Here is a 26,440-nt window from a genome sequence, read left to right as displayed (position 1 = left end):
ATTAAATAATAATCAAAACTCACTCTTGTCATCGCGTTTTGCAACGATGCTGCTCCGCATTTAGCCGTTTAACAGTCTGGCACATCGCTTGCTTACTCATCTTGTATGCAAGATAGACATACAGCTGACAGTGACCAAAGTGCGATAGAGAAGGCCATCGTTTCGGGCATTCTATCGGCGCGAATTCTTCCCGGTATGCGGTTGGGCGAAACCCAGCTGGCAGAAGTTTATGGCGTTTCCCGTACCAAAATACGCGAGGCGTTGATGCGGTTGGTCGGTAGAGGCGTCGTTAAGGTCAGTCCGCGTCGCGGCTGGTTTGTGGTGGAGCCCTCGGCGGAAGAAGCCGTGAAAGTCTATGAGGCGCGCCGCATTATCGAGTGCGGTCTTTTGCGAAGCATGACGAGACTGTCTGCTGACGGTCGTCAAATTCTTCTCGATCACCTGAACGAAGAAAAACAGGCAATAGCTGCTGCCGACAGGCAGCTGCTCACCTGCCTGATGGGTGACTTCCACATTCGCATAGCCGAAATTGCCGGAAACGAGATCATCATCGATTTGCTGCGTGATCTGACTGCGCGCACGATTCTGATTTCGATGCTCTACCAGTCCGATTTTCACGCCGTCCAGTCTCACGAAGGCCATTGCCGCATGTTTGAGGCAATGGACGCGGGCGACTTCTCGAAAGCTGCAGATCTCTCCGCCACGCATCTGGATGAGGTCGAAGCCGGTCTCGATCTGACGCGCCGCCGAGACCGTCACTCTGATCTTCGCAAATCGCTTTCTCTTCCTCCCTTCCAAGCAACCACCTAGGAGATTTCAGCATGCTTACCAGACGTATATTTTTCGCCACCCTTGCTATTGCCGCCAGCGCCAGCTTTGCCGCCCCATCCTTTGCGGATGCCTTGAGTGATATTTCTGCGCGTGGCGCAATCCGTGTCGCAGTACCACAGGACTTCCCGCCATTCGGCAGCGTCGGCGTCGATATGGCGCCACGCGGATATGACATTGATGTCGCCAATCTAATTGCCGAAAAGCTGGGCGTGAAAACTGAACTCGTGCCGGTTACCAGCGCAAACCGAGTTCCCTACCTTCAGACCAACAAGGTCGACCTTGTCATTTCCAGCCTCGGCAAAAACGCCGACCGCGAGAAGGTGATCGATTTCTCCGTTGCTTACGCACCCTTCTTCAATGGCGTATTTGCTCCTGATGCCGTGAAGATCGAAAAGGCGGAAGACCTTTCTGGCAAGACGATCGGCGTGACACGCGGCGCTGTAGAAGATCTCGAGCTGACTAAGATTGCGCCTGCCGATGCCACCATCAAGCGCTACGAAGACAATAACGGTACAATCTCAGCCTTCCTTTCCGGTCAGGTGGAAACCGTGGCAACGGGCAACGTCGTTGCCGCTGCCATTCTGGAAAAGAACCCACCCAAGCGGCCGGAACTGAAGTTTCTTATCAAGAACTCACCTTGCTACATCGGTCTCAACAAGGACCAGCCCGCCCTGCGCGAAAAAGTCGATGCGATCATCGCTGCTGCGAAAACCGATGGTAGTCTTAACGCGATTGCCCAAAAGTGGCTGAAAACCGATTTGCCGAAAGACCTGTAAGTCGATTTTAAAAGTCGCGCCCTGTTGTTGAGCAGGGCGCGGTTCCTTGTATTTTTTCGAAAGGAACCGTCGTGAATTACACCTTCGAGTTTGGGTGGCTTCTCGAATATTATCCGGCAATCGTGAAGGGCGTGCTCATCACGCTTCAGTTGATTGCCATTGGTGGTGTTCTGGGAATTGCGCTCGGTATTTTCTGTGCGTGGGTAAGGGCGCTGGGGCCAACATGGCTGCGTCCGCCGATTGCCGTGTATGTCGAGATGATCCGCAACACGCCATTTCTCATCCAGCTATTTTTCATCTTCTTCGGCCTGCCATCGCTTGGCGTGCAACTCAACGAATTGACGGCAGCCAATATCGCCATGGTCGTCAATCTGGGCGCCTATAGCTGCGAGATCATTCGTGCAGGTATTCAGGCGACACCCAAGGGACAGTTCGAAGCAGGCTCTAGTCTTGCGATGACGAAGTTTGAAACATTCCGGCACGTTGTGCTCGTGCCAGCGCTTCAGCGCATTTGGCCGGCTCTGTCATCCCAGGTCGTCATCGTCATGCTTGGCTCCTCTGTGGTGTCGCAAATCGCCGCTGAGGATTTGACCTTTGCGGCCAATTTCATCCAGTCACGCACCTTCCGTGCCTTCGAGGCCTATATGGTCTCGACTGTCATCTATCTCGCACTGGCCATTCTGCTGCGGCAACTGCTTGTTGTTGTCGGCGGTTTCATATTTCCCAGAAGGAGCGCACGATGATTGAGTTCAGCACCTGGGACATTTTACGAAATCTGCTTTTATCCGCCCGCTGGACCGTGCTTCTTTCGCTGGTTTCTTTTCTCGGCGGCGCTGGAGTAGGTCTCATCCTTTTGTTCATGCGGATTTCAAAGAAGAAGTCGCTGCGGGTCATCTCCAAATATTATGTGGAGCTATTTCAGGGGACGCCGCTTTTGATGCAGCTCTTCATTGCTTTTTNCGGGCTGGGACTTGTTGGTATCGATGTTCCAGCCTGGCTGGCAGCGGGGCTGACGCTCATCCTTNGGGCAGCAGCATTTCTCACCGAGATATGGCGTGGGTGCGTTGAGGCTGTGAATAAGGGGCAGTGGGAAGCATCTGCAAGCCTTGGCATGGGACGCTTGCAGCAGATGCGCTACGTCATCCTGCCGCAGGCCATGCGCGTTGCCATCCCGCCAACCGTGGGCTTTGCCGTTCAGGTCATCAAGGGAACGGCAGTGACATCGATCATCGGCTTTGTGGAGCTTTCCAAAGCCGGTACGATTGTCACCAACGCCACCTTCCAGCCTTTCACCGTTTATGGCCTCGTTGCCCTCATTTATTTCGCGCTGTGCTGGCCACTGTCGAAGAGCAGCCAGATTCTCGAAAGGAAGTTAAATGTCGCTCATCGAAATCACTGAAGTCCGCAAGAGCTTTGGCAGCAACGAAGTTCTCAAAGGCATCAATCTCGACATCGAGCCCGGCGAGGTGATCGCGATCATCGGCAAGAGTGGGTCGGGAAAATCAACGCTTCTTCGCTGTATCAATGGCCTCGAAACAATCTCATCGGGCGCGATCTCTGTTGCAGGGNCACAGTTCATCGACGACGAACTACACCTCAAAGCGCTTCGTTTGAAGGTCGGCATGATCTTCCAGCAGTTCAATCTTTTTCCGCATCTCAACGTCGGCGAAAACGTCATGCTGTCTCAGAAAGTGGTGAAGAAAACACCGAAGCAGGATGCAGAAGCACTGGCGCGCAAGATGCTGGAACGTGTCGGTCTTGCGCACAAATTTGAAGCCTATCCCGACGAGCTTTCGGGAGGGCAGCAGCAACGTGTAGCCATTGCGCGGGCGCTCGCCATGCAGCCGACCGCACTTCTCTGCGACGAGATTACATCAGCACTCGACCCTGAACTCGTGTCGGAGGTTCTTGCCGTTGTACGGGAACTCGCAGCTGAAGGCATGACGCTGGTCATGGTGACGCATGAAATGAAATTCGCCCGCGACGTCTGCTCTCGCGTGGTCTTCATGCACGAAGGTAAAGTCCACGAAATCGGTCCGCCGGAAGAGGTGTTCAGCTCTCCCAAAACACCCGAGCTGAAGCAATTCCTAGGCATGACGGCGCATTAATACGGATCAATCCAGGTTTTCCTGGATGAAGACGTTTGTAACGTGGACATCAATTGTTTCTAAGGGACCGGGACCAAGATTGATGTATTTATGAGGAATATTGGCAGGTCCGAACAGGACCTGTCCCTCGCTCGCCCGTATTTCCTGATTACCGATGGTGAACAGCGCATTACCCTTCCGCATTATGAAAATCTCATCATAGGGGTGCTTATGAAGTGTCGTGCCTTTGCCAATCTCGTTCACAGTATAGAACATGACCGAAGCCTGTGTGCCAAAGGTACGCCCCTCGAACTCCCCCTGCCAGAAATCCTCTCCGTCGCACCAGTCTGACCTATCGAGAATGGCTGGCTGCTTTTCCATGATTGCTGTCCTCTGTTTGCGCTAACGGAATGAATGGAGGCGGTTGGATTTTGTGCCTGTTGAAANCATAAAAAGCCGGGCTTGGACCCGGCTTTTTAATTTATCTCTTTTTCCGAACTTAGCGCTTGGAAACCGGGGTATAATCGCGCTTTGCCGCGCCGGTGTAGAGCTGGCGTGGACGGCCAATGCGCTGCTGCGGGTCTTCGATCATTTCGTTCCACTGTGCGATCCAGCCGACAGTGCGGGCCAGCGCGAACAGAACGGTAAACATGGTCGTTGGGAAGCCGAGAGCCTTCAGCGTGATGCCAGAGTAAAAATCCACGTTGGGATAGAGCTTCTTTNCGACGAAATACGGATCGGAAAGAGCGATCTTTTCCAGTTCCAACGCAACCTGCATGATGGGGTCGTCACCATTACCGGTAGCTTCCAGCACTTCATACATCGTCTTCTGCATGATCTTAGCGCGCGGATCGTAGTTCTTGTAAACGCGGTGGCCAAAGCCCATCAGACGGAACGGATCGTTCTTGTCCTTGGCGCGGGCGATGTATTCAGGAATACGATCGACAGAACCGATTTCGTTCAGCATGTTAAGCGCTGCTTCATTGGCGCCGCCGTGGGCAGGGCCCCAGAGGCATGCGATGCCCGCTGCGATACATGCGAACGGGTTGGCACCCGAAGAGCCGGCAAGACGAACGGTGGATGTCGATGCGTTCTGCTCATGGTCGGCATGCAGGATGAAGATGCGGTCCATGGCGCGGGCCAGGACCGGATCGACCTTGTAGTCTTCGCAAGGTACGGCGAAGCACATGTTGAGGAAGTTGGAGGCGTAATCCAGATCGTTCTTTGGATAAACGAAGGGCTGGCCGATGTGGTACTTGTAGGCCATCGCCGCAATCGTTGGCATCTTCGCGATCATGCGCAGCGAAGCGACCATGCGCTGATGCGGATCGGTAATGTCGGTGGAGTCGTGATAGAATGCAGACAGAGCGCCGACCGTGCCGCACATCACGGCCATGGGGTGGGCGTCGCGACGATAACCGGTGAAGAAGCGGCTCATCTGCTCGTGCACCATCGTGTGGCGCGTTACTCGGGTATCGAAGTCTTTCTTCTGCGCTGTTGTCGGCAGTTCGCCGTAGAGCAGAAGATAGCAGGTTTCGAGGAAGTCGCCCTGTTCGGCAAGCTGCTCGATAGGATAGCCGCGGTGCAGCAGAACACCTTCGTCGCCATCGATATAGGTGATCTTGGATTCGCAAGAGGCGGTGGACGTGAAACCCGGATCATAGGTGAAAGTACCGGTATTTTTGTAAAGTGTACCGATATCGACAACTTTTGGTCCGATCGTGCCTTCTCGGACAGGAAGATCGACCTTCTTATCGCCGAGTGTCACTGTAGCGCTAGTTTCCGTCATACCATACCTCCGAAATATCCAGGCGATGCGGGGACGCATCAGCCAGTTAAGCGTCAGCGTTTTAGCTATATGATCCGAGCGCTAAAGCCAAGCTATCCAAAAGGCAAATTGTGCATTGCGACACGACAACATCCCGAAATGGGGCATTTCGCGGGCACCGTGTTTCATTCTAGGTCAATGCTTCCTTAATCGCTCAAGTGGTTGCAATCCGCTTTTCATGGTTGCAAACTAAATGCCTGCGGCAGGGGGCGCCGGTATGTGAGCATTGCGAAAGAAAAACAGCATTTCCGCGCTGCGGACAAGAGCTTCGTTGAGCAAACGGAACTCGATGATTTGCTGTTGCCGCTGCACATCTCTAGACAAACACTGCCGTCTCAAGACCCTAGACACAGAGCCCCTCGCGGCACGCTTGCACGGGTGAGAACTTGGCTCACGCTTTGCATCGAAGAGGAGATTGCTCACCGCCAAGATTTTCTGTTCATTCCGGTTTTNATCGCTGCAGGTGTCGCATTCTGGTTTNCCATGCCGATGACGCCATCGCGCTGGTTCATTCTCTGGGAAGCTGGCTGCGTCGTTCTCGCGGCCTGCGCTCTCTTCTATCGCTCCAGCCCCACATCTACCATTTNGAAGGCCGTAGCCTTGTTCTTGTTCGGCATGCTGCTTGCCGATTGGGAGACGGGTAGGGCAGGCACCATCATGCTGGATACGCCGGTGACAACCACAATAACCGGTACCGTCGAGCGCCGTGAGCTCGATGCACGGGGATCGTGGCGGTACGTCGTTGCCTTGAAATCCACGTCCAGCCCGGAACTTACGAGGCCGCCGGGCCGAATTTCACTGGTGGCCCGAAGCCGCCATGATGCCATTCTCATCGGCCAGACGGTAACCGGCAAAGCGCGTCTCTCTCCGCCCTCCGGCCCCGCATTGCCGGGGCTTAACGACTTTGCGTTTGCGTCTTTTTTCAACGGTATTGGTGCTACGGGATTTTTCTATGGGCCGCCCCAAACAATCCCNATGGATTTGAATGAGGTCTCGGGCAGCCTTGCGCAAAAGGCAGATACGTGGCTTTACCAGCTTCGCAGCCACATCGCCCAGCGCATTCGCGACCTGATCGGTGGAGATGCAGGTGCCTTTGCCGCATCAATCGTCACCGATGAGAGACGTGCGATTTCCAATGAGACGATGGAGGCTCTGCGGGTTTCCGGTCTAGCGCATATCGTTGCTATTTCCGGGCTGAACATGGCGCTGGCCGCTGGCATATTCTTCGTGGGAATGCGCATGGCTTTCAGCTTGTTTCCCGGTTTCTCACAACGCTGGCCCGTAAAGAAAATATCGGCATTTGCAGCGCTCTTGATGACACTTGCCTACTACCTCATTTCAGGGTTTGCAGTCTCAGCGGAACGGGCTTGGTTGATGATGTCAATCATGCTTTTCGCAGTTCTGGTCGACAGGCCGTCGATAAGCATGCGCAACGTCGCACTCTCGGCCATCGTCATCATCGTTCTGTCGCCGCATGAGGTGATGGGTCCAAGCTTTCAGATGTCCTTTGCCGCCACGCTCGCACTGGTGTCAGGATATGCGTTCTGGAGCCGATGGCGCGGGGCAAGAGAGCGCTTCGTGATCGCTCGCCCGCCATGGTGGTTATCGCTGGGCGGACAGGCCACGACGATCATCGGCGGTGTGGTGGTCACCTCACTGATCGGTGGCATTTCGACCGCGATCTATTCGATCGAACATTTTCACCGGATCACGACTTATGGGCTTGCTGCAAATCTGGCGGCGATGCCAATCATGTCGCTCATTGTCATGCCGTTTGCTCTGGTCGGCATGTTGTTGATGCCGTTTGGTCTCGACGCTCCGTTTATCAAGGTTATGGGCTATGGCATGGCTATGGTGATCGAGGTTGCCAATACAGTGTCTAGCTGGGGAGGAGACGCGACGATTGGACGCCAGAACGGGTGGTTTCTGGCCGTCTCGACCACTGGCTTTCTGCTCTTGGCGCTTCTACGGACACGGCTTGCCCTGATAGGCTTGCCATTCATAATAGCGGGGTTCGTCATACTCGTAACGGAGCAGGCGCGCAACAAGCCGGATCTGCTGATCTTCGAAGACGGTTCTCTTGTGGCATTGACGTCTAAAGACACTGTTGCGACCACCAAATCCCGCGCCTCCGGTTTTGTCTATGAGCAATGGGAAAGAGCGGTGCCTCTACCGGGGCGTCACATTCCGCCGAAAATGCTGGAGCGTTTGACGTCACCTGATGGTGACGATGGTGTTGGAACCGATGCTTCATCATCCCGTGTTATCGGCCTGACCGACCTCGATAAATCGAAGATGAAGAAGGAGATGCAGGCAGCATCGGCAGACATGAATATTTTCACCTGCCGCAAAGACATGTGGTGCGCGGGAAAGTCGAGCACCGGCGTAACTGTCGCCGTGGTCTCCAACACGGCGCTGACTGGCACGGCATGCGATGTTGCCGACGTCGTCGTTATCACACGCAGGACATCCTTAGAGACGTGTCGATCCGGTGCAGTTCTGATCACTCAAGAAACATTGCGACGCACCGGCTCCATGGAAATCTGGCTTGGTTTCAAAGGTGAACCCGTTGCGAGGGCAAGTGCTGCGATGCATGGTCAGAACCGCTCATGGAGCATGCATCGCAGCTACGACTGGCGCAGCAGAGAGTTCACTCAAANGCTTCCAGCTCACATTGAGCAGATGTTGTCTCGCCAACCTTAGCGCGTTGACGGAGAAACGGGGGGNTGTAACTGCTACGTGCCGCAGTCGACACCGTCTTCCGTAACCCATGCTAAAAAGCTGCGTTCGCCTCTGCGTTATTCTGCGCGCAGATCTTCCGTCCACTCTCCGACTGCCCCGGCCTCAGCTTCGTGGCCAGCATCCCGCCATGTTTCCAGCAAGGCTGCGTCTTGCCATTCCTGCATCGCAGGTAGTGAAAGTAGCCGGTTTTTATAGGCGTCTGCTTCCACCGACAGCGGCGTGTTATAGGTTTGGAAACGGAACGCGACCGGGCAATAAAACGCATCAACAGCGGTGAATTTCTCTCCCGCCAGAAATGGGCCTCCAAACGAGGACAGACCTTGCCGCCACAACGCATCGATACGTAAANTGTCCTTCATTAAAGGCTCATTGATTGCCGATGGACGAATACGCAAGCCGACGGTCATCGGGTGTTCATTGCGCAGGCTCTGAAAGCCGGAGTGCATTTCGGCAGAGGCCGAGCGAGACCATGCGCGCGCTTTGACGTCGGATGCCCATACACCATCGTGGCGTTCTGCCAAATATTCTGCGATTGCGAGCGTATCCCAAACAGTTAGGTCATCTTCGACAAGACATGGAACCTTGCCTGTAGGAGAGAAATCCAGAAAATTGTCGTTCGATGTTCCAAACTTCACGAGCTTTTCGTCAAACGCAATCCCAAGTTCTTTCATCAAANCCCAAGGTCGCAGCGACCACGAAGAATAATTCTTATTGGCTATATAAAGATCATACATGGCATTTCCCCTCGTTACCCAGCATGCCTAGCGCGAGAATACCGCATGATCCAGACGGTCGAGACGATGACGCTTATCAAACTATTTGATGGACAGCCTCGGTTGTACTCAAAGCAAATTTCAAANGAGTCAATTAAGCGAGGGCTACCAATCATCTTGCCAATTCGGCAAAGACCATCGAACTCCAGTCGCCAATCTAAAAAATGATTACCCGGATAACAAGTTGGAGGCCGCCGAAGACAAAAAAAGAAGTTTTGTTGCTGTAATGAATTGCTGAACGCGGCCACGACCCGTCGCTGGGCGCCTAATCATAATGACGATAAACGGAGCCGCTCGATTGAAGTTAAAAAAGGGCAAATCAGGCTCAAGCTTGCCTTTACACTCTTAATGGTACCGGCGGATCAGTCCAACGAGTTTGCCTTGAATTTTTACTCTGTCAGGCCCGAAAATGCGGGTCTCGTAGGCAGGGTTTGCAGCCTCTAGTGCGATAGATGCACCTTTGCGCCGAAACCGCTTTAAGGTCGCTTCTTCATCGTCGACCAGAGCGACGACGATATCGCCCGGATTTGCGGTGTTTACGTCGCGAATGATAACGGTATCGCCGTCGAAAATCCCGGCTTCGATCATCGAATCGCCTTTGACTTCCAGTGCATAATGTTCGCCCGAGCCCAGCATATCCATCGGAACGACAACGTCGTGGGTGTTGTTCTGGATCGCAGAAATAGGCACGCCAGCAGCGATTCTGCCCATCACAGGGACACTCACGGCATTGGACAGGCTGTCGTTGGTGGCAACGGGACGCGCTATTGGCTCCGCTGGCTTCGACTTGCCCAGACTACCTTCGATAACGCTCGGAGAAAAGCCACGCTGCGGTTTAGCTCGAGGAGAGTATGATTCGGGAAGTTTGATAACTTCCAATGCGCGGGCTCTATTCGGTAGCCGGCGAATAAAACCACGTTCTTCCAAGGCGGTGATCAACCGATGGATGCCTGACTTCGAAGCTAGGTCGAGTGCATCCTTCATTTCATCGAAAGATGGAGGCACGCCAGACTCCTTCATTCTCTCATGAATGAATAAAAGCAATTCCTGCTGTTTGCGCGTGAGCATGAAGAAACACCCTTGGAGATTCGAGGCGGAGATTCGTGAAACAAATACAGAACGAACACTATATGTTCCATATGTGTTCTGCAATCCCTTAAAATTCCGTCAAATTCATTTAAGCGTTTTCGGATGATTAAATTCGTATTCCGGAGTCGTCATGAATATCCTCGACAGTGACTCCGGCACAGCTTGCTGCTAAGTGCATGCCCAATACAGATTTGGGATTATTTCGGTGGCACGCCATCGAGACCGTCCGCTATATGCTGAGGGAAGACGATGAGTGTGACGAACAATCTGAAAGTTGTGGCGGGGCAGGGCTCCAAGGCGGTGTCGTTTGCCAATACCGAACGTTTCTCGCTGATCGCCGGACCGTGTCAGATGGAGAGCCGCGACCACGCGTTCATGATTGCAGAAACGCTCGCGGAACTATGCAGCAGGCTTGGGATCGGGCTAGTCTACAAATCGTCTTTCGATAAGGCCAATCGTACGTCGCTTTCCGGCCAACGCGGCATCGGCATCGATAAGGCGTTGGAGATTTTNGCTGAGCTGAAGACGCAGTTTGGTTTTCCCGTGCTGTCGGACATTCATACGGAAGAGCAGTGCGGCATCGTTGCGCCGGTGGTTGATATTCTACAGATTCCGGCTTTCCTCAGTCGTCAGACTGACCTCCTTGTCGCGGCCGCGAAANCCGGTCGCGTCATAAACGTCAAAAAAGGCCAGTTTCTGGCGCCATGGGACATGAAGAACGTGCTGGCGAAGCTGAATGAAAGCGGAAACCCGAACGTTCTCCTGTGTGAACGTGGCGCGTCCTTCGGTTACAACACACTCGTGTCCGACATGCGTTCACTTCCAATCATGGCATCGCTTGGCGCGCCCGTCGTTTTNGATGCGACCCACTCCGTACAGCAACCGGGCGGGCAGGGTGGGTCGACCGGTGGTCAGCGTGAGTTCGTGGAAACGCTGTCCCGGGCGGCTGTCGCGGTCGGTATCGCGGGTCTTTTTGTTGAAACGCACGAAGATCCGGACAACGCTCCGTCAGATGGACCCAACATGGTTCACTTGAAGGATATGCCGAAGCTTCTTGAGAAGCTGTTGGCCTTCGACGACATCGCCAAAGCCGCCTGACCGGTTTTGGCCCCAATCGGCCTTTATCTAAAACCGGCACATTGAGTGGGCGCTGTCATTGTAATTTCTTTTGCATCGTCTACAGCAACTGAAGACATTCAATCGACTCGCAGCTCTGGCGACCGGTTTTATCGCGCAGCCAATCCGAAAAGCGCTTCACAGTGTTCGGGATGCGCTTTAAGACAGGCAGCTGAAAAANCTGTTCCAGTCCCAAGGGAGAGATCATGACAGCCATTACCGACATCATCGCACGCGAAATCCTCGACAGCCGTGGTAACCCGACTGTTGAAGTCGATGTCTATCTGGAAGACGGCTCCTTCGGCCGTGCGGCCGTTCCATCGGGTGCCTCGACAGGTGCGCATGAAGCCGTTGAGTTGCGCGATGGTGGCAAGCGTTACCTCGGTAAAGGTGTCGAGAAGGCAGTTGAGGCCGTCAACACGGAAATCTTCGACGTTCTTGGTGGTTTCGATGCCGAAAGCCAGATTCATGTCGATAACACTCTGATCGAACTGGATGGCACACCGAACAAGTCTCGCCTCGGCGCCAACGCCATTCTCGGCGTGTCGCTCGCTGTTGCCAAGNCTGCAGCCGAAACAACTGGCCTGCCGCTCTACCGCTACGTTGGTGGCCCAAATGCGCATCTGCTGCCGGTTCCGATGATGAACATCATCAATGGCGGCGCGCATGCCGACAACCCGATCGATTTCCAAGAATTCATGATCATGCCGGTCGGCGCGGAAAATATCCGTGACGCTGTGCGAATCGGCGCGGAAATCTTCCATGTACTGAAAANGGAACTGTCGGCTCAGGGTTTCAATACGAACGTCGGTGATGAAGGCGGTTTCGCTCCAGGTCTGAAAAGCGCCCCTGAAGCGCTCGATTTCATCATGAAGTCTGTTGAAAAAGCTGGCTACAAGCCAGGCGACGACGTCGCACTTGCTCTCGATTGCGCTTCGACTGAATTTTTCAAGAACGGCAAGTATGAGATGGAAGGCGAAGGCCGTACGCTGGAACCTGAAGCCATGGCGGATTACCTCGCTGAACTGGCAGCCAAATACCCGATCATCTCCATCGAAGACGGCATGGCCGAAGACGATTGGGACGGCTGGAAGTACCTGACCGACAAGATCGGTTCCAAGGTTCAGCTCGTAGGCGACGATCTTTTCGTCACCAACTCCGCGCGCCTTCGTGACGGTATCAAGATGGGCGTTGCCAACTCCATCCTCGTAAAAGTCAACCAGATCGGCTCGCTGACAGAAACGCTCGATGCTGTTGAGACGGCTCACAAGGCTGGCTACACCGCTGTTATGTCGCACCGTTCGGGCGAAACCGAAGATTCGACAATTGCCGATCTTTCGGTTGCAACCAACTGCGGACAGATCAAGACGGGCTCCCTTTCGCGTTCTGACCGTCTGGCCAAGTACAATCAGTTAATACGAATTGAAGAAATGCTCGGTCCGCAGGCGGCTTATGCTGGTCGCTCTATCCTGCGCGGCTGATACTGCATCGCGATATTTAAAAAGGCTCGCTTCGGCGGGCCTTTTTTNGTGCGATGCGATTGGCGGAGGATTTAAGGTCAACGGATGGTTAAGCAAATGCGTCTATGGTGAAGCAAGTAACGCGTTTTAAGGCTGTTTCAGAGTATGTGGACCAAGCATCACAAGAAAAGACGTTTTGGCCGTCTTGTCGTTCCGGCAATTACCGTCGCCTTCCTTTCCTATTTCGGATATCATTCCATCCATGGTGATTTCGGGCTCCAGGCGACCGAGCAGTTGGAGCGTCAACGTATTGCCAGGACGGCCGAGCTTGCAAAGCTGACCAAAGCCCGTGTCGCCCTGGAGCGGCAAGTGGAATTGATGAGCGATGGCTCGCTTGAGCGGGACATGATCGATGAAATCTCGCGTTATCAGCTCAATATGTCGCGCGCGNACGAAATCGTCATCATGAATACATATTTCTGATTAACTTAATTTCAGTTAATCGACTTTTTNAATTTATTCACAGCGACTTAGGCAGAATATGAGCCATGCGTTTATGGCATTGCTGCTTTTCCTTTTCTTGCATATGGTGCGCCCAATCCAACCATTCTAATGGCAACTCAGGGAGGGATGAATGGCGCCGCGAAAAACCGCGACCGTATCCGGCCGCAAGACTACGGCAAAGACAGCCACCAAGGAATTCACCGGCAAGAACACGCCGGACTTTGGTAAAGACCAAGAGCTGCACGCTTATCGCGAGATGTTGCTGATCCGTCGTTTCGAGGAAAAGGCTGGCCAGCTTTATGGCATGGGCTTCATCGGTGGCTTCTGTCACCTCTACATCGGGCAGGAAGCTGTCGTTGTAGGTATGAACATGTCGCAGAAGGAAGGCGATCAGGTCATCACCGCTTACCGTGACCACGGCCACATGCTGGCTGCTGGCATGAGTGCGCGCGGCGTGATGGCTGAGCTGACCGGACGTAGCGGCGGCTTGTCCAAGGGCAAGGGCGGCTCCATGCACATGTTCTCCAAGGAGAAGCATTTCTACGGCGGCCACGGCATCGTCGGCGCCCAGGTTTCGCTCGGAACCGGTCTTGCCTTCGCCAACAAGTATCGTGGCAATGACAGCGTCTCCGTCGCTTATTTCGGTGATGGCGCTGCCAACCAGGGCCAGGTTTACGAGAGCTTCAACATGGCAGCTCTCTGGAAACTGCCGATCATCTATATCGTCGAGAACAACCATTACGCCATGGGTACATCGACAGCCCGCGCCACGGCGCAGTCCAACTACTCGCTGCGCGGCACCGGTTTCGGTATTCCGGGCATGCAGGTGGATGGCATGGATGTTCGCGCCGTCAAGGCTGCGGCAGATGAAGCGCTTGAACATTGCCGTTCCGGCAAGGGTCCAATCATTCTGGAAATGCTGACCTATCGTTATCGCGGTCACTCCATGTCCGACCCGGCGAAATATCGCTCCAAGGATGAAGTGCAGAAGATGCGTGCCGAACATGACCCGATCGAGCAGGTCAAGGCACGTTTGATCGAAAATGGTTGGTCTACTGAGGAAGAACTCAAGGCAATCGACAAGGATGTTCGTGACATCGTTGCCGACAGCGCGGAGTTTGCCCAGAACGATCCGGAGCCGGATGTATCCGAGCTCTACACCGACATTCTGCTCTGATCCGGGGTAAGGAGACATCATGCCTATAGAAATTCTTATGCCCGCCCTTTCCCCGACCATGGAGGAAGGTACGCTTTCCAAGTGGTTGAAGAAGGAAGGTGACACGGTCACGTCTGGTGATGTGATTGCCGAGATCGAAACCGACAAGGCGACCATGGAAGTGGAAGCCGTGGATGAAGGCACCATCGGCAAACTGCTGATCGAAGCCGGCACCGAAGGCGTCAAGGTCAACACGGCAATCGCCATCCTGCTTCAGGACGGCGAAAGCGCAGACGCCATGTCCGCTGCTCCTAAGAAAGAAGAGCCTAAGGCAGAAGCAGCAAGCTCCGATTCGGACGCTGCTGGCGGCAAGACCCGCGAAGCTGCCGAAGAGCNTTCTGCCAAGAAGGAAGCCGCCAAGGTTCCCGCTGCACCGAAGATCGAAGTTGCAGCCGACCCGGATATTCCGGAAGGCACGGAAATGGTTATGACGACGGTGCGTGAAGCGCTTCGTGATGCCATGGCTGAAGAAATGCGCGCTGACGAAAAAGTCTTCGTCATGGGTGAAGAAGTCGCCGAATATCAGGGCGCTTACAAGATTACCCAGGGGTTGCTGCAGGAATTCGGCGACAAGCGCGTTATCGATACGCCGATCACCGAACACGGCTTTGCCGGTATCGGCGTCGGTGCGGCGATGACGGGTCTGCGTCCCATCGTTGAATTCATGACGTTCAACTTCGCCATGCAGGCCATCGACCAGATCGTCAACTCTGCCGCCAAGACGCTCTACATGTCCGGTGGTCAGATGGGCGCACCGATGGTGTTCCGTGGTCCTTCGGGTGCCGCTGCCCGCGTTGGCGCACAGCACTCGCAGTGTTACGCCGCATGGTACAGCCATATTCCGGGCCTCAAGGTCATCATGCCGTATACGGCTGCTGACGCCAAGGGTCTGCTGAAGGCCGCTATCCGCGATCCGAACCCGGTCGTCTTCCTTGAAAACGAAATTCTGTACGGCCAGAGCTTCGAAGTGCCGAAGATGGATGATTTCGTGCTGCCAATCGGCAAGGCACGCATCCACCGCAAGGGTAAGGATGCAACCATCGTTTCCTTCGGTATCGGCATGACTTACGCGATCAAGGCCATTGCCGAGCTCGAGAAGGAAGGCATCGATGTCGAACTGATCGATCTGCGCACCATCCGTCCGATGGATCTGCCAGCGGTGATCGAATCCGTCAAGAAGACGGGCCGTCTGGTGATTGTCGAGGAAGGTTTCCCGCAGTCATCGGTTGGTGACTTCATCTCCAACAGCGTGCAGCGCGCTGCATTCGACTATCTCGATGCGCCGATTTTGACGATTGCCGGCAAGGACGTTCCGATGCCTTACGCCGCAAACCTTGAGAAGCTGGCTCTGCCGAATGTCGGCGAAGTCATTCAGGCCGTCAAAACCGTTTGCTACAAATGAAGGAGGAGAATTTGGGTAAAATCAAACACATCCTCCCGGCCGGTGAAAACTGGTATCGTGTTCTAGGATCAAAGGACGCGCCTCAGTTCGAGCGTATCGTCTTCTGGGCTGTGATCAATGACGGCGAGGGCGATGTCGTCGCCGGTGTCCCGCGTGAGGATATCGGCGTCATCGGCGCTGTGAGCGATTGGCTGAGTGATGTTGCGGGATATATCGAAGTTTCGCCGTCGCAGCTAAGTTCGCTGACGGAAAATCCTGAAGAGCTGGAACAGTATAATCTCATTTGGGCGGAGGGCTAGTCATGCCTATCAACATCACAATGCCTGCCCTTTCCCCAACCATGGAAGAGGGCAATCTTTCCAAGTGGCTGGTCAAGGAAGGCGATAAGGTTGGTCCCGGCGACGTGATTGCCGAGATCGAGACCGACAAGGCGACCATGGAAGTGGAAGCCGTGGACGAGGGCACCATTGCCAAGCTCCTCGTTGCCGCTGGCACCGAAGGCGTCAAGGTCAATGCCGTGATCGCCATTCTGGCCGGTGAAGGCGAAGACGTGGCGGAAGCTGCCAAGGGTCGCGATGCCGCTCCTGCCAAGGCAGAGGCGAAAGCCGAAGCTCCAAAGCAGGAAGCCGCAAAGGCCGAAGCACCGAAGGAAGACAAGAGCGAGCCTGCAACGGCAAAGGCTGAAAAGCCAGTTGCCGATCAGGGTGCTGCACCTTCCACACCAGCGCCTGTTTCCAACTCCGGCGAGCGCATCTTCGCGTCTCCACTGGCGCGTCGTCTGGCAAAAGAAGCCAGTCTCGACCTGTCGGCTGTATCAGGCTCCGGTCCGCATGGCCGTATCGTGAAGACCGACGTTGAGAAGGCCGTGTCTTCTGGCGGAGCCAAGGCTGCTCCGGCGACCGCTCAGTCCGCTGGCGCTTCGGCTCCGGCGCCTGCCAAGGGTCCTTCGGACGAGAACGTGCTCAAGCTGTTTGCGGAAGGCTCCTACGAGCTGCTGCCGCATGACGGCATGCGCAAGACGATCGCTTCGCGCCTGACCGAGTCGACGCAGACCGTTCCTTCCTACACGGTCTCTATGGAATGCGAACTCGATGCGATGCTGAAGCTGCGCTCCGAGATCAATGCGTCTGCACCGGTGAAGAAGACTGAAAAGGGCGAGGTTCCGGCCTTCAAGCTTTCCGTCAACGACTTCATCATCAAGGCGATGGCGCTTGCACTGCGTGACGTTCCTATGGCGAATGCTTCCTGGACGTCTACGGCCCGCGTTCTGCACAAACACGCGGACGTTGGTGTTGCCGTGTCGATCCCGGATGGTCTGATCACGCCAATCGTGCGGAATGCCGAGACAAAGACCCTCTCGGCCATCTCCAACGAGGTCAAGGATCTCGCCAAGCGCGCCCGTGACAAGAAGCTGAAGCCGGAGGAATACCAAGGCGGCACCACATCTGTGTCCAACCTCGGCATGTTCGGCGTTTCTTCCTTCACGTCGATCGTCAACCTGCCACAGGCATCCATCGTGTCNATCGGCGCTGGCGTCGAGAAGCCGGTTGTTCGCGGCGGCAAGATCGAAGTGGGTACGGTCATGACCGCAACCTTCGCCTTCGACCACCGCGTCATCGACGGTGCGCTCGGTGCAGAACTCGCATCTGCCTTCAAGCGCTACATCGAAANCCCGATGGGCATGCTGGTGTAAAAANTGCTGAGCCGGAAACCGGTTGACGGTTTTCGGCTCGCTCCATTCGCGAGGCTGACATGACGAAAACCGTTCTTTGCTATGGCGACAGTCTAACCTGGGGTTTCGACGCCGAGAATCTTGGCCGTCATGCCTTTGAAGATCGTTGGCCGAGCGTCTTGCAAAAGGCGCTGGGCACCGAGGTCAATGTCATCGCCGAGGGGCTGAACGGCAGAACCACAGCTTATGACGATCATCTTTCGGACTGCGACCGCAATGGCGCGCGCATCTTGCCAACGCTGCTGCATAGCCATGGTCCGGTTGATCTCGTCATCATCATGCTCGGCACCAATGATCTGAAGCGGGGCATCGGCCCGGGGTCTGCCGTTGGCGCGGTGAAGGGCGTCGAGCGCCTTGTGACACTGGTTCGCCAGCACGCCTGGCCATTTGGTTATGAGCAGCCTGAAATCCTGCTCGTTTCCGCGCCACATATTTGCGAAACGGGCAATGAAATGTTTGCGGCGATGTTCGTCAATGCCATCGAGCAATCACAGATGATGGGTTCGCTGTACCGGGATCTGGCGGATGAAAAGGGCTGCGGCTTCTTTGATGCGGCATCCGTTGCTGTCACCACACCGGTTGATGGCGTCCATCTGGATGCAGAGAATACGCGTGCAATCGGACGAGGCCTCGAGCCCGTCGTTCGCATGATGCTTGGACTTTAAAATAAATTGATTGAGGCGGCGACCATGTTTCGCCCTCAAGAAGCAAAGACAGGAAACAGACATGGCTCAGTCTTATGACGTCATCATCATCGGTTCGGGTCCGGGCGGTTACGTCACGGCCATCCGTGCGGCACAGCTTGGCCTGAAGACGGCTATCGTCGAGCGTGAACATCTGGGCGGCATCTGCCTGAACTGGGGCTGCATTCCCACAAAGGCGCTGCTTCGCTCCGCCGAAGTTCTTGATAATTCCAACCATGCCAAGAATTACGGCCTGAAACTGGAAGGCACCATCACAGCCGACGTGAAGGAAGTCGTCGCCCGTTCGCGTGGCGTGTCCGCGCGCCTCAATGGCGGCGTGGCCTACCTGATGAAGAAGAACAAGATCGACGTCATCTGGGGCGAGGCGAAGCTGACCAAGGCGAACGAAATCGTCGTCGGCAAGATTTCCAAGCCCATCGTCCAGCCGCAAAACCCTGTTCCGAAGGGCGTTCTGGGTGAGGGGACCTACACCGCCAAGCACATCATCGTTGCCACCGGCGCACGTCCGCGCGCACTGCCCGGCATCGAGCCGGATGGCAAGCTGATCTGGACCTATTTCGAAGCGATGAAGCCGGACTTCATGCCAAANTCCATCGTCGTTATGGGTTCCGGCGCTATCGGCATCGAATTCGCCTCCTTCTATCGCTCCATGGGCGTCGATGTGACGGTCGTGGAACTGATGGCCAATGTCATGCCGGTGGAAGATGCGGAAATTTCCGCCTTCGCCCGCAAGCAGCTTGAAAAGCGTGGCCTGAAGATCATCACCGAAGCCAAGGTGTCCAAAGTCGAAAAGGGTTCCGACTCGATTACGGCGCATGTGGAAACCAAGGACGGCAAGGTCCAGAAGATCACCGCAGATCGCCTGATTTCGGCTGTCGGCGTGCAGGGCAACATAGAGAATCTCGGTCTGGAAGCGCTTGGCGTCAAGACGGATCGCGGTTGCGTGGTGATCGACGGCTACGGCAAGACCAATATCGCTGGTCTCTACGCCATAGGCGATGTCGCTGGCCCGCCAATGCTGGCACACAAGGCCGAGCATGAGGGTGTGATCTGCATCGAAANGATTGCGGGTCTGCCGAATGTTCACGCGATGGACCGTTTGAAGATTCCCGGCTGCACCTATTGCAACCCGCAGGTCGCTTCGGTTGGCCTGACGGAAGCCAAAGCCAAGGAGCAGGGCCGCGAAATCCGCGTCGGTCGCTACTCCTTCGCGGCCAACGGCAAGGCCATCGCGCTGGGTGAAGATCAGGGTATGGTGAAGACCATTTTCGACAAAAAGACCGGCGAGTTGATCGGCGCGCACATGGTGGGCGCAGAAGTGACCGAACTCATTCAGGGCTTTGTCGTCGCCATGAACCTGGAGACGACCGAAGAAGAGTTGATGCACACCATCTTCCCACACCCAACCCTGTCAGAAATGATGAAGGAAAGCGTGCTCGATGCCTATGGTCGCGTGCTGAACGCTTGATAAATACCTCGNTCGCTCCCAATCTTTAGTGGAGTGACTGCAAAGGAGAACACTCATGTCGATTGCAACTGAAGCCTGGGTCATCTTCCTGCTGATCGGCCTTGTTGCCGGTTTTCTCGCCAGCCTTATTGTTGGCGGAGGCGGGTTGATCGGATGCCTGTTGAGCGGCGTGATAGGTGCCTTCGTTGGCGGTTATTTGTTCAACGCGCTTGGAATATCGCTCGGTATCGAGAATGCGCTGGTGGTGCAGATCATCCATGCGACGGTGGGCGCCATCATCGTAACGCTCATCGCAAGACTGATCGCCTGACGAAAGGAATAACGGATGGAAAGTGTAGGCTGGATAGCGGCAATCATCATCGGCGGTTTGGCCGGTTGGCTTGCGGGCAAGCTCATGGATATGCGCTTTGGCGTCTTCATGAACATCGTTCTTGGCATCGTAGGCTCGGTCGTGGCAGTCGCTGTGCTGCGCACATTTGATGTGTTCGTGCAGGATAGCAGGCTCGGATATTTCGTCACATCTTTCTTGGGCGCGAGCCTTCTGTTATTTCTCGCCAAGCTCGTCAGGCGTTAAACCGTTTAAAGCGGTAGAAGCAGGTTTCTATGGTCACTATTCTCGACAGGACATCGCAGGACGAAAAGCGCATTCGCCACCCGGAGAAGGCGCATCGTCCCGATACCGAAGTCATGCGCAAGCCCGAATGGATTCGCGTCAAGGCGCCGACATCTAAGGGCTACCATGAGACGCGCGAACTGGTGCGTTCCCACAAGCTGGTGACAGTTTGTGAAGAAGCCGGCTGTCCGAATATCGGCGAATGCTGGGAAAAGAAGCACGCCACCTTTATGATCATGGGTGAAATCTGCACCCGCGCCTGCGCCTTCTGCAACGTCTCCACCGGCAAGCCAAATGCGCTCGATATGCTCGAGCCGGAAAACGTCGCCAAGGCCGTCAAGCAGATGGGTCTGTCACACGTCGTCATCACGTCCGTGGACCGCGACGATCTAGCCGACGGTGGTGCCGAACATTTCGAAANGGTGATATGGGCCATCCGCGCCGCTTCGCCAAACACGACCATCGAGATATTGACGCCCGACTTCCTGAAGAAGCCTGGCGCTCTGGAACGTGTCGTGGCCGCCAAGCCCGATGTCTTCAACCATAATATGGAAACCGTGCCCGGCAACTATCTCACTGTTCGTCCCGGCGCGCGCTACTTCCACTCCGTGCGACTTTTGCAGCGCGTAAAGGAGCTGGACCCGACCATGTTCACCAAGTCGGGCATCATGGTGGGGCTGGGCGAAGAGCGTAACGAAGTGCTGCAGTTGATGGACGACCTGCGCAGCGCAGACGTCGATTTCCTCACCATTGGCCAGTACCTCCAGCCAACCCGCAAGCACCACAAGGTCGAAGCCTATGTGACGCCGGAAGAGTTCAAGTCCTACGAGACGATTGCCTACACCAAAGGTTTTCTGATGGTGGCATCCAGCCCGCTGACGCGTTCTTCGCACCATGCGGGCGATGATTTTGAGCGGTTGCGCGCCAATCGCGAGCGGAAGTTGCTGGCTGCTGCTGAGTGAGAGGCGGAAACGCCGCTGATTTGCCGCGAGGGCCATACTACCGTGAAATATCATCCTCGGGCTTGATCCGAGGATGACGACCGAGGCGATCCAAGCCTCAGACTCACTCATGCACCTTCGCAGGCCGATGCGCCTGCATGCACAGCAGCACACTCATGACCACCGAAACAATCGCAATACACTCGATCAGCGTCGGCCCGCGCTGTTCCCAAATGAATCCGTAGAGCAGGGCAAACAGCGTTTCGAACAGGATCATCTGCCCGACCATGGTCAGCGGCAGCAGGCGGCTCATGCGGTTCCAGAGCGCGTTGCCGAAGATGGAGGCGGAGATGCCGAGGCNAACCGCGACGGATGCGAATTGCAGCCAGTCATCGCTTGCATGAACATCTGTGCTGAAGCCATAAGCGGGGATAGCGAGCGTCAGGGCTAGTCCGCCGGTGACAACGCCTGTCATCAGGTTCCACTCGTCGGCGCTGACATCGTGCAGGCGCGTCAGCCAGCGAGCATTTCCGACCGCAAACGCTGTCCATGAGGCCAGCGCGCCGAGAGCGCAGGCAAGGCCGATGATTCTGGTCAGATCGAAACCACCTTGCCCTTCAGATAATGATTGCCACGAGACGCCGAAAATGCCGATTGCTCCGAAGAAAAGCGATGGCCACAGCCGTCTCAAGGATACCGCCCCATGGTCGCGGCTGCCGATGATGGTGACGGCGACTGGTAGAAAACCGATGATGATGGAAGTGAAGGCCACACCGCTAAGCTGTACCGCGGTCGAGATCAAAAANTAGTAGACGATATTGCCAATGAGGCTCAGCCAACCGAGCGCAATCCATTCCGCCTTGCCGAAACGCGACGCAACGCGACGGATTTNCGGGNCAATCAGAATAAATGCCACGACGCCGAATGTCAGATATCGCGCGGTTGAAAGCTGCAACGGCGTAAAGCCGTCAGGTATCAGCTTAGGAGCCAGAAAAATTCCGCCCCAAAGCGCGCCTGCCAGCATGCCGTAAAAANCGCCCAGTCCTGTCTTGTTCATGTGATGTCCACTCGTTGCCTGGCGCTGATTGCCACGGCGGCGAGGGGCTGTCTTGACATAAACTACTGCGGCAGGACCGAGAATTCCCGGCGATATACGGCGGGTGTTACCCCCTTGGCTTTCTTCATCGCGCGCGTAAGAGCGGTTTGGTCCGAGAAACCAGCCGCGTCGGCAATTTGCGCGATCGGGAGCGATGTGTCTGCCAGAAGCGTACATATCTTCTTCATGCGGATATCGGAGAGCCACACATGCGGCGTTTCATCGAACTTCTCACGGAAGACCGCATGCAGTCGGCTCGCACTGATATCCGCATGATCGGCCATGCGCTCGAGGCTCCACGGCATGAAGGGGTCGATTTCGACGAGCGCTTTCAGAACAGACACTCTGGAAATCACATCGGGGTTTTCATCCCCNAGACTTGCGACAAGGATCGGTGCCCATGCCTGGCCAGCCTTTGCATCCCGTTCACCCGCCTGCATCATATCATGCATATACTGTGCGAGCTTTTTCGTGCGTGGACTGAGCTCGATAAAGGGATTTGATGAAAACCTGTCGAGGATTTGATCAGATATCGTTTGTTCGTCCAGGTCTACGATCAGTGAGAGGTTCGGGACAATGCTCATCTGCGTGTGGGAGGTATGTCTGTGAACGAGCACACCTTTCGTCCGCGACAATCTCTCCTGAAGGCCGCATACATCGATTTTGAGGTGCCCGGCAACGGGAAGAACGATTTGCACAAAGGCATGGCGTTCGTTAGGCGTTTCGCCGCGATAGGAGCGCAGGTCGACAGACACGGTTTTCATTCGGCCTTTCTCCCTTACCCTGAAACGAAAGATGGCCGCGTCGCGGCCAATCGTTATTTTGATGGTCTCATGTCAAAAGGCAAGCCGTCAGCCAATATCTCAGGCTTCGGCTTCCTGCTTCACGGTCGATTCGCCGCGCTTGCGCTTGCGCAACACAGGCTTGTTCTCGCGTGCCTCGCATTTGGCGACATCGATGAGATAGGCGAGCATCGGCATGCTGTTCATGGATGCCAGCTGTTTNGCGGATTCCAGGAGGTTGATGATGTTGGCAAAGTCGTCCATCGTATCACTCAATTGTTCTGTTGCATCCCAAGGCTGCAATCGCTGTTGTTGCTAAATAACGCCGAGCCCCGTCGGGTTGCAATAGTCAATTTGTGCAAACTGCTATGCAAGGGTGGAGAGGATGGTTGCCATAACCGATATCAAGGAAGCCGCATCACTGGTATCCAAAGCATCTCGGATCATGGTTGTCGGTTCTTCAGGAGCGGGCAAAACAACGCTGTCTCAGGCTTTGGCTTCCCATAGGAACCTGGAGTACTTTTCGATTGATAGAGACGTACGGTGGATTTCCGGCTGGACTCAGCGCGAGGTCGGCGAGCAGCGTCGTATCCTCGAAGATATCGTTTGCCGTGAACGCTGGCTTCTGGACGGCTCCGGTCCTTCCACATTCGAATTGCGTTTACCGAGAACGGATATCGTCATTTGGATGAGGCTGCCGCGCGTGACTTGCCTGATTGGTGTCGCAAAGAGGGTCGCAAGAAACTACGGAACTGTTCGTCCCGCTATGGCGGCCGGTTGCCCTGAACCTTTACCGAATTGGGACTTCCTCAGCTACATCTGGAATTTCGAAAAGCGCCACGCGCCGGTATTCCTCCGGAGCTTCGAGCTTTATGGGCCGCAAGTGCCAATATTTCAGGTAAAATCCAGAGCACAGGCGCGTGAGCTTCTTGATCTTATCATCTCCGCGCATTAATTGCGCTTCATGCCACAATTTGAAACACGCCGTCCCGTCAAGCACTCTCCCGAACGGATGTATAATCTCGTTGCCGACGTGGAGAAGTATCCCGAATTTCTGCCGCTTTGCGACGGCTTGACGGTTCGTTCCAGAAAAGAGCGAGACACCAAGACCCTGTTGGTGGCTGATATGACGGTGGGTTACAAGGCCATAAGGGAAACCTTCACGACGCAGGTTCTGCTGAAGCCTGAGGAGTCGGCCATTGATGTAAAGTATCTGGACGGTCCGTTCAAATACCTCGACAACCGATGGCGTTTCGAACCTGCCGAAGGCGGCGGATGTTCAGTCTACTTTTTCATCGATTATGAATTCAAAAGCCGCCTCCTGGGAGCCCTCATGGGCTCGATGTTCGACCGGGCATTCCGCATGTTTGCCGAAGCCTTCGAAGCAAGGGCGGACAAGATTTATACGGATTGAGACAGTTCGATCAGCATTTCAAACGCGGTTCGGACTGTTGCCAGCCTAACCTGATCGCGCCCGATATCGCTATAATGCATTTCACGGTGGATGATGTGACCGCACCGCCGCTTTGCAGCAAGGTGTACAAGCCCGACCGGCTTTAATGCGGAACCGCCGCCCGGCCCGGCGATCCCGGTGACAGCGACGGTAAATTCCGCCCGCGAGCGATAGAGCGCGCCATGCGCCATTTGGAGCGCCGTTTCCTTGGAGACGGCGCCGAACATCCCCAGCGTTGCGGGACTAACGCCGAGCATGTCCATCTTCGCGTCGTTGGTATAGGTCACAAAGCCGCGGTCAACCACGGCGGAAGACCCTGCGATTTCCGTCAGCGCACCGGCAATTAGCCCGCCCGTGCAGCTTTCTGCCGTCGAAACCATATGTCCCCGGCTGGTGAAGTCCCACACTAGTTTTTGTGCTAGCTCCTCGATATCAGGCGGAAACAGGCTCATGCGGGCCTCTGCCGATAGACCACTGTTGCAGTTGCAATTGCTGCAATACCTTCGCGACGACCGACGAAGCCGATGGTTTCATTCGTGGTGGCTTTCACCGAGCAGCGATCAAGCGAGATGCCGAGAATATCCGCAAGATTTTCGCGCATGGCCTGCCGGTGAGGACCCACGCGCGGCGCTTCAGCAATCAAGGACACATCTGCATTCATGATCGTGCCGCCATTGCCGCGCACGACCTTTGCAGCATGCTCAAGGAAAATGCGCGATGCGGCACCTTTCCATTGCGGATCGGATGGCGGAAANTGATCGCCGATATCACCGGCACCACAGGTCGCCAGCAAGGCGTCGGTCAACGCATGAAGCGCCACGTCGGCATCCGAATGACCCATCAGTTTTTGATCGTGAGGAATAAATATGCCGCACAGGGTCACGCCATCGCCTGGTACCAGTTGGTGGACGTCGTACCCATTGCCGGTTCTCACATCAGGCAGAGTGTGGACAAGCTTCTCATCGGCCATGGCGATATCCCGTTTCAAAGTCAGTTTNATATTGTCGACAAGCCCTTCAACCAGTTTTACCGGAATACCAGCCCATTCGGCAATCGCGGCGTCGTCGGTGAAATCTGTCCGCCCCGATGTTTCGGCATCCGTGTGAGCTTTGAGAATTAANGGGTAATCGAACGATTGTGGTGTTTGAGCCGCGTAGAGATTGCTGCGCGAAACGGTGGTTCCGACAAGGCCGTCTTGGCCACGCTTCAACGTATCAACGACCGGAACCGCAGGCAGCACGGCGTCTGCGCCGTCAGCAAGCGCATCCGCGATGCGCCGGAGAAGATCGGCATCGATAAAGGGGCGAACAGCGTCGTGGATCATGACATGCGTGATGCCTTTACCTTCCAGCGATTTCAGCCCGGCCAGAACGGATTGCTGGCGCATTTGGCCGCCAACCACACTGCTCAGCCGACTGCCAGCATTCAGCCTTTTGGCGATAGGTTCAAACAACGCGTCGTCGTCGGGATGGATAACGACGACGATATCAGCAGCTGATTGCCATTCCAGAAAGCATTCGAGTGTGTGCTCGATGACAGCCCTGCCACCGATGAGACGGTATTGCTTCGGACCCTCCTCTGGTGCGCCCGCGCGTTCACCTCGTCCTGCCGCCACAATGACGATACCGATTTNCATAGCGCTTTCCTGCATTGAACCTATGTTGTTTCCGCATTTCTTCAAAGGTTTACACCGGTGGTCTAGCGTTTTAAAAAACGAATGGCCAGCGAGAAAGCAAGCCTTTATATGCGGGCTTTGTCATCGATTTCTCTGCATAGAGCACCGAGGTGCAGCAAAATTGGAAATCGAAAAAACACACCAATATGTCA

The 26,440-nt window shown here is 55.3% G+C and carries 28 protein-coding genes; 20 read left to right on the top strand and 8 right to left on the bottom strand.

Translation table 11 applies throughout. The annotated features are described in order from the left end of the window. Nucleotides 1-105 precede the first annotated feature (105 nt). The 5 genes from CUC55_RS16655 (at nucleotide 106) to CUC55_RS16635 (ending at nucleotide 3,715) form a co-directional block, all read left to right on the top strand. Complete coding sequence (locus CUC55_RS16655; protein WP_067643160.1) at nucleotides 106-810, top strand: GntR family transcriptional regulator; 705 nt, start codon at nucleotides 106-108, stop codon at nucleotides 808-810. An 11-nt stretch (nucleotides 811-821) separates the two neighbouring features. Continuing rightward, nucleotides 822-1,607: a transporter substrate-binding domain-containing protein gene (locus CUC55_RS16650; protein ID WP_067643157.1), complete on the top strand. Its 786-nt coding sequence runs from the start codon at nucleotides 822-824 to the stop codon at nucleotides 1,605-1,607. A 71-nt stretch (nucleotides 1,608-1,678) separates the two neighbouring features. Beyond that, nucleotides 1,679-2,350, top strand: coding sequence for an amino acid ABC transporter permease (locus tag CUC55_RS16645; protein ID WP_067643154.1), 672 nt, complete (start codon nucleotides 1,679-1,681; stop codon nucleotides 2,348-2,350). Continuing rightward, the gene (locus tag CUC55_RS16640) at nucleotides 2,347-3,006 is read left to right on the top strand and encodes an amino acid ABC transporter permease (protein WP_103088562.1); all 660 of its coding nucleotides are present in this window, start codon (nucleotides 2,347-2,349) and stop codon (nucleotides 3,004-3,006) included. Before CUC55_RS16645 ends, CUC55_RS16640 begins: the two co-directional genes overlap by 4 nt. Then, a complete protein-coding gene (locus tag CUC55_RS16635; protein WP_103088561.1) occupies nucleotides 2,984-3,715 on the top strand; it encodes an amino acid ABC transporter ATP-binding protein in 732 nt (243 codons plus the stop codon). Before CUC55_RS16640 ends, CUC55_RS16635 begins: the two co-directional genes overlap by 23 nt. Nucleotides 3,716-3,721: 6 nt before the next feature. Here the strand turns inward: CUC55_RS16635 and CUC55_RS16630 are convergent, their stop codons facing one another. Together CUC55_RS16630 and gltA are read right to left on the bottom strand one after the other, a co-directional pair. Continuing rightward, nucleotides 3,722-4,075, bottom strand: a complete 354-nt coding sequence (locus CUC55_RS16630) for a cupin domain-containing protein (RefSeq protein ID WP_067643145.1) — start codon at nucleotides 4,073-4,075, stop codon at nucleotides 3,722-3,724. A gap of 118 nt (nucleotides 4,076-4,193) precedes the next feature. After that, nucleotides 4,194-5,483, bottom strand: coding sequence for a citrate synthase (gene gltA, locus CUC55_RS16625; protein ID WP_103088560.1), 1,290 nt, complete (start codon nucleotides 5,481-5,483; stop codon nucleotides 4,194-4,196). 522 nt (nucleotides 5,484-6,005) lie between these two features. Here gltA and CUC55_RS16620 point away from each other — a divergent pair. After that, a complete protein-coding gene (locus CUC55_RS16620) occupies nucleotides 6,006-8,225 on the top strand; it encodes a ComEC/Rec2 family competence protein (protein ID WP_157940976.1) in 2,220 nt (739 codons plus the stop codon). Nucleotides 8,226-8,320: 95 nt separating this feature from the next. On the opposite strand, the gene CUC55_RS16615 is transcribed toward CUC55_RS16620, so the two are convergent. Further along, nucleotides 8,321-8,998, bottom strand: a complete 678-nt coding sequence (locus CUC55_RS16615; protein ID WP_103088559.1) for a glutathione S-transferase family protein — start codon at nucleotides 8,996-8,998, stop codon at nucleotides 8,321-8,323. Between the two features lie 384 nt (nucleotides 8,999-9,382). Continuing rightward, entirely contained in the window at nucleotides 9,383-10,105 is a 723-nt protein-coding gene (gene lexA / locus CUC55_RS16610) for a transcriptional repressor LexA (RefSeq protein ID WP_067643136.1), read from the bottom strand. Nucleotides 10,106-10,375: 270 nt separating this feature from the next. Here lexA and kdsA point away from each other — a divergent pair, with 270 nt between their 5' ends. The 12 genes from kdsA (at nucleotide 10,376) to lipA (ending at nucleotide 21,303) form a co-directional block, all read left to right on the top strand. Then, complete coding sequence (gene kdsA, locus CUC55_RS16605; protein ID WP_103088558.1) at nucleotides 10,376-11,224, top strand: 3-deoxy-8-phosphooctulonate synthase; 849 nt, start codon at nucleotides 10,376-10,378, stop codon at nucleotides 11,222-11,224. Between the two features lie 224 nt (nucleotides 11,225-11,448). After that, nucleotides 11,449-12,723 carry a phosphopyruvate hydratase gene (eno, locus tag CUC55_RS16600; RefSeq protein WP_103088557.1) on the top strand — a complete coding sequence of 425 codons (1,275 nt, stop codon included), beginning with the start codon at nucleotides 11,449-11,451 and terminating at the stop codon, nucleotides 12,721-12,723. Between the two features lie 144 nt (nucleotides 12,724-12,867). Continuing rightward, on the top strand, nucleotides 12,868-13,185 hold the full coding sequence (locus tag CUC55_RS16595) for an FtsB family cell division protein (RefSeq protein ID WP_103088556.1): 318 nt from the start codon (nucleotides 12,868-12,870) through the stop codon (nucleotides 13,183-13,185). Nucleotides 13,186-13,336: 151 nt separating this feature from the next. After that, nucleotides 13,337-14,383, top strand: coding sequence for a pyruvate dehydrogenase (acetyl-transferring) E1 component subunit alpha (pdhA, locus tag CUC55_RS16590; protein ID WP_067643123.1), 1,047 nt, complete (start codon nucleotides 13,337-13,339; stop codon nucleotides 14,381-14,383). Between the two features lie 19 nt (nucleotides 14,384-14,402). After that, nucleotides 14,403-15,824, top strand: coding sequence for a pyruvate dehydrogenase complex E1 component subunit beta (locus tag CUC55_RS16585; RefSeq protein WP_103088555.1), 1,422 nt, complete (start codon nucleotides 14,403-14,405; stop codon nucleotides 15,822-15,824). A gap of 11 nt (nucleotides 15,825-15,835) precedes the next feature. Further along, the gene (locus CUC55_RS16580) at nucleotides 15,836-16,123 is read left to right on the top strand and encodes a hypothetical protein (protein WP_170063903.1); all 288 of its coding nucleotides are present in this window, start codon (nucleotides 15,836-15,838) and stop codon (nucleotides 16,121-16,123) included. A 2-nt stretch (nucleotides 16,124-16,125) separates the two neighbouring features. Then, nucleotides 16,126-17,517, top strand: a complete 1,392-nt coding sequence (locus CUC55_RS16575) for a pyruvate dehydrogenase complex dihydrolipoamide acetyltransferase (RefSeq protein WP_103088554.1) — start codon at nucleotides 16,126-16,128, stop codon at nucleotides 17,515-17,517. Between the two features lie 59 nt (nucleotides 17,518-17,576). Next, a complete protein-coding gene (locus CUC55_RS16570; protein WP_067643112.1) occupies nucleotides 17,577-18,221 on the top strand; it encodes an SGNH/GDSL hydrolase family protein in 645 nt (214 codons plus the stop codon). A 61-nt stretch (nucleotides 18,222-18,282) separates the two neighbouring features. After that, nucleotides 18,283-19,728: a dihydrolipoyl dehydrogenase gene (lpdA, locus tag CUC55_RS16565; protein ID WP_103088553.1), complete on the top strand. Its 1,446-nt coding sequence runs from the start codon at nucleotides 18,283-18,285 to the stop codon at nucleotides 19,726-19,728. Nucleotides 19,729-19,783: 55 nt separating this feature from the next. Beyond that, nucleotides 19,784-20,038, top strand: a complete 255-nt coding sequence (locus CUC55_RS16560) for a GlsB/YeaQ/YmgE family stress response membrane protein (RefSeq protein ID WP_067643105.1) — start codon at nucleotides 19,784-19,786, stop codon at nucleotides 20,036-20,038. A 15-nt stretch (nucleotides 20,039-20,053) separates the two neighbouring features. Beyond that, nucleotides 20,054-20,302 (top strand): GlsB/YeaQ/YmgE family stress response membrane protein, encoded by a 249-nt coding sequence (locus CUC55_RS16555; RefSeq protein WP_003502608.1) that lies wholly within the window; start codon nucleotides 20,054-20,056, stop codon nucleotides 20,300-20,302. Between the two features lie 29 nt (nucleotides 20,303-20,331). After that, a complete protein-coding gene (gene lipA, locus CUC55_RS16550) occupies nucleotides 20,332-21,303 on the top strand; it encodes a lipoyl synthase (RefSeq protein ID WP_103088552.1) in 972 nt (323 codons plus the stop codon). A gap of 103 nt (nucleotides 21,304-21,406) precedes the next feature. On the opposite strand, the gene CUC55_RS16545 is transcribed toward lipA, so the two are convergent. Continuing rightward, nucleotides 21,407-22,339, bottom strand: coding sequence for a DMT family transporter (locus CUC55_RS16545; protein WP_103088551.1), 933 nt, complete (start codon nucleotides 22,337-22,339; stop codon nucleotides 21,407-21,409). A gap of 62 nt (nucleotides 22,340-22,401) precedes the next feature. Continuing rightward, a complete protein-coding gene (locus CUC55_RS23670) occupies nucleotides 22,402-22,662 on the bottom strand; it encodes a helix-turn-helix domain-containing protein (RefSeq protein ID WP_425352868.1) in 261 nt (86 codons plus the stop codon). An 883-nt stretch (nucleotides 22,663-23,545) separates the two neighbouring features. Here CUC55_RS23670 and CUC55_RS16530 point away from each other — a divergent pair. Beyond that, nucleotides 23,546-24,115 carry a EutP/PduV family microcompartment system protein gene (locus tag CUC55_RS16530; protein ID WP_067643094.1) on the top strand — a complete coding sequence of 190 codons (570 nt, stop codon included), beginning with the start codon at nucleotides 23,546-23,548 and terminating at the stop codon, nucleotides 24,113-24,115. A 9-nt stretch (nucleotides 24,116-24,124) separates the two neighbouring features. Beyond that, on the top strand, nucleotides 24,125-24,574 hold the full coding sequence (locus CUC55_RS16525) for a type II toxin-antitoxin system RatA family toxin (protein ID WP_067644174.1): 450 nt from the start codon (nucleotides 24,125-24,127) through the stop codon (nucleotides 24,572-24,574). Here the strand turns inward: CUC55_RS16525 and CUC55_RS16520 are convergent. Both CUC55_RS16520 and CUC55_RS16515 read right to left on the bottom strand, forming a co-directional pair. Further along, on the bottom strand, nucleotides 24,562-25,065 hold the full coding sequence (locus CUC55_RS16520; RefSeq protein WP_067643091.1) for a CinA family protein: 504 nt from the start codon (nucleotides 25,063-25,065) through the stop codon (nucleotides 24,562-24,564). The genes CUC55_RS16525 and CUC55_RS16520 overlap by 13 nt on opposite strands. Further along, the gene (locus CUC55_RS16515; protein WP_103088770.1) at nucleotides 25,062-26,249 is read right to left on the bottom strand and encodes a bifunctional 2-C-methyl-D-erythritol 4-phosphate cytidylyltransferase/2-C-methyl-D-erythritol 2,4-cyclodiphosphate synthase; all 1,188 of its coding nucleotides are present in this window, start codon (nucleotides 26,247-26,249) and stop codon (nucleotides 25,062-25,064) included. The genes CUC55_RS16520 and CUC55_RS16515 overlap by 4 nt, the downstream gene beginning before the upstream one ends. Nucleotides 26,250-26,440 lie beyond the last annotated feature (191 nt).

It is taken from the genome of Agrobacterium bohemicum, from assembly GCF_002896715.1.
Classification (GTDB): domain Bacteria; phylum Pseudomonadota; class Alphaproteobacteria; order Rhizobiales; family Rhizobiaceae; genus Agrobacterium; species Agrobacterium bohemicum.
This window is presented reverse-complemented; position numbering and strand designations above follow the sequence as displayed.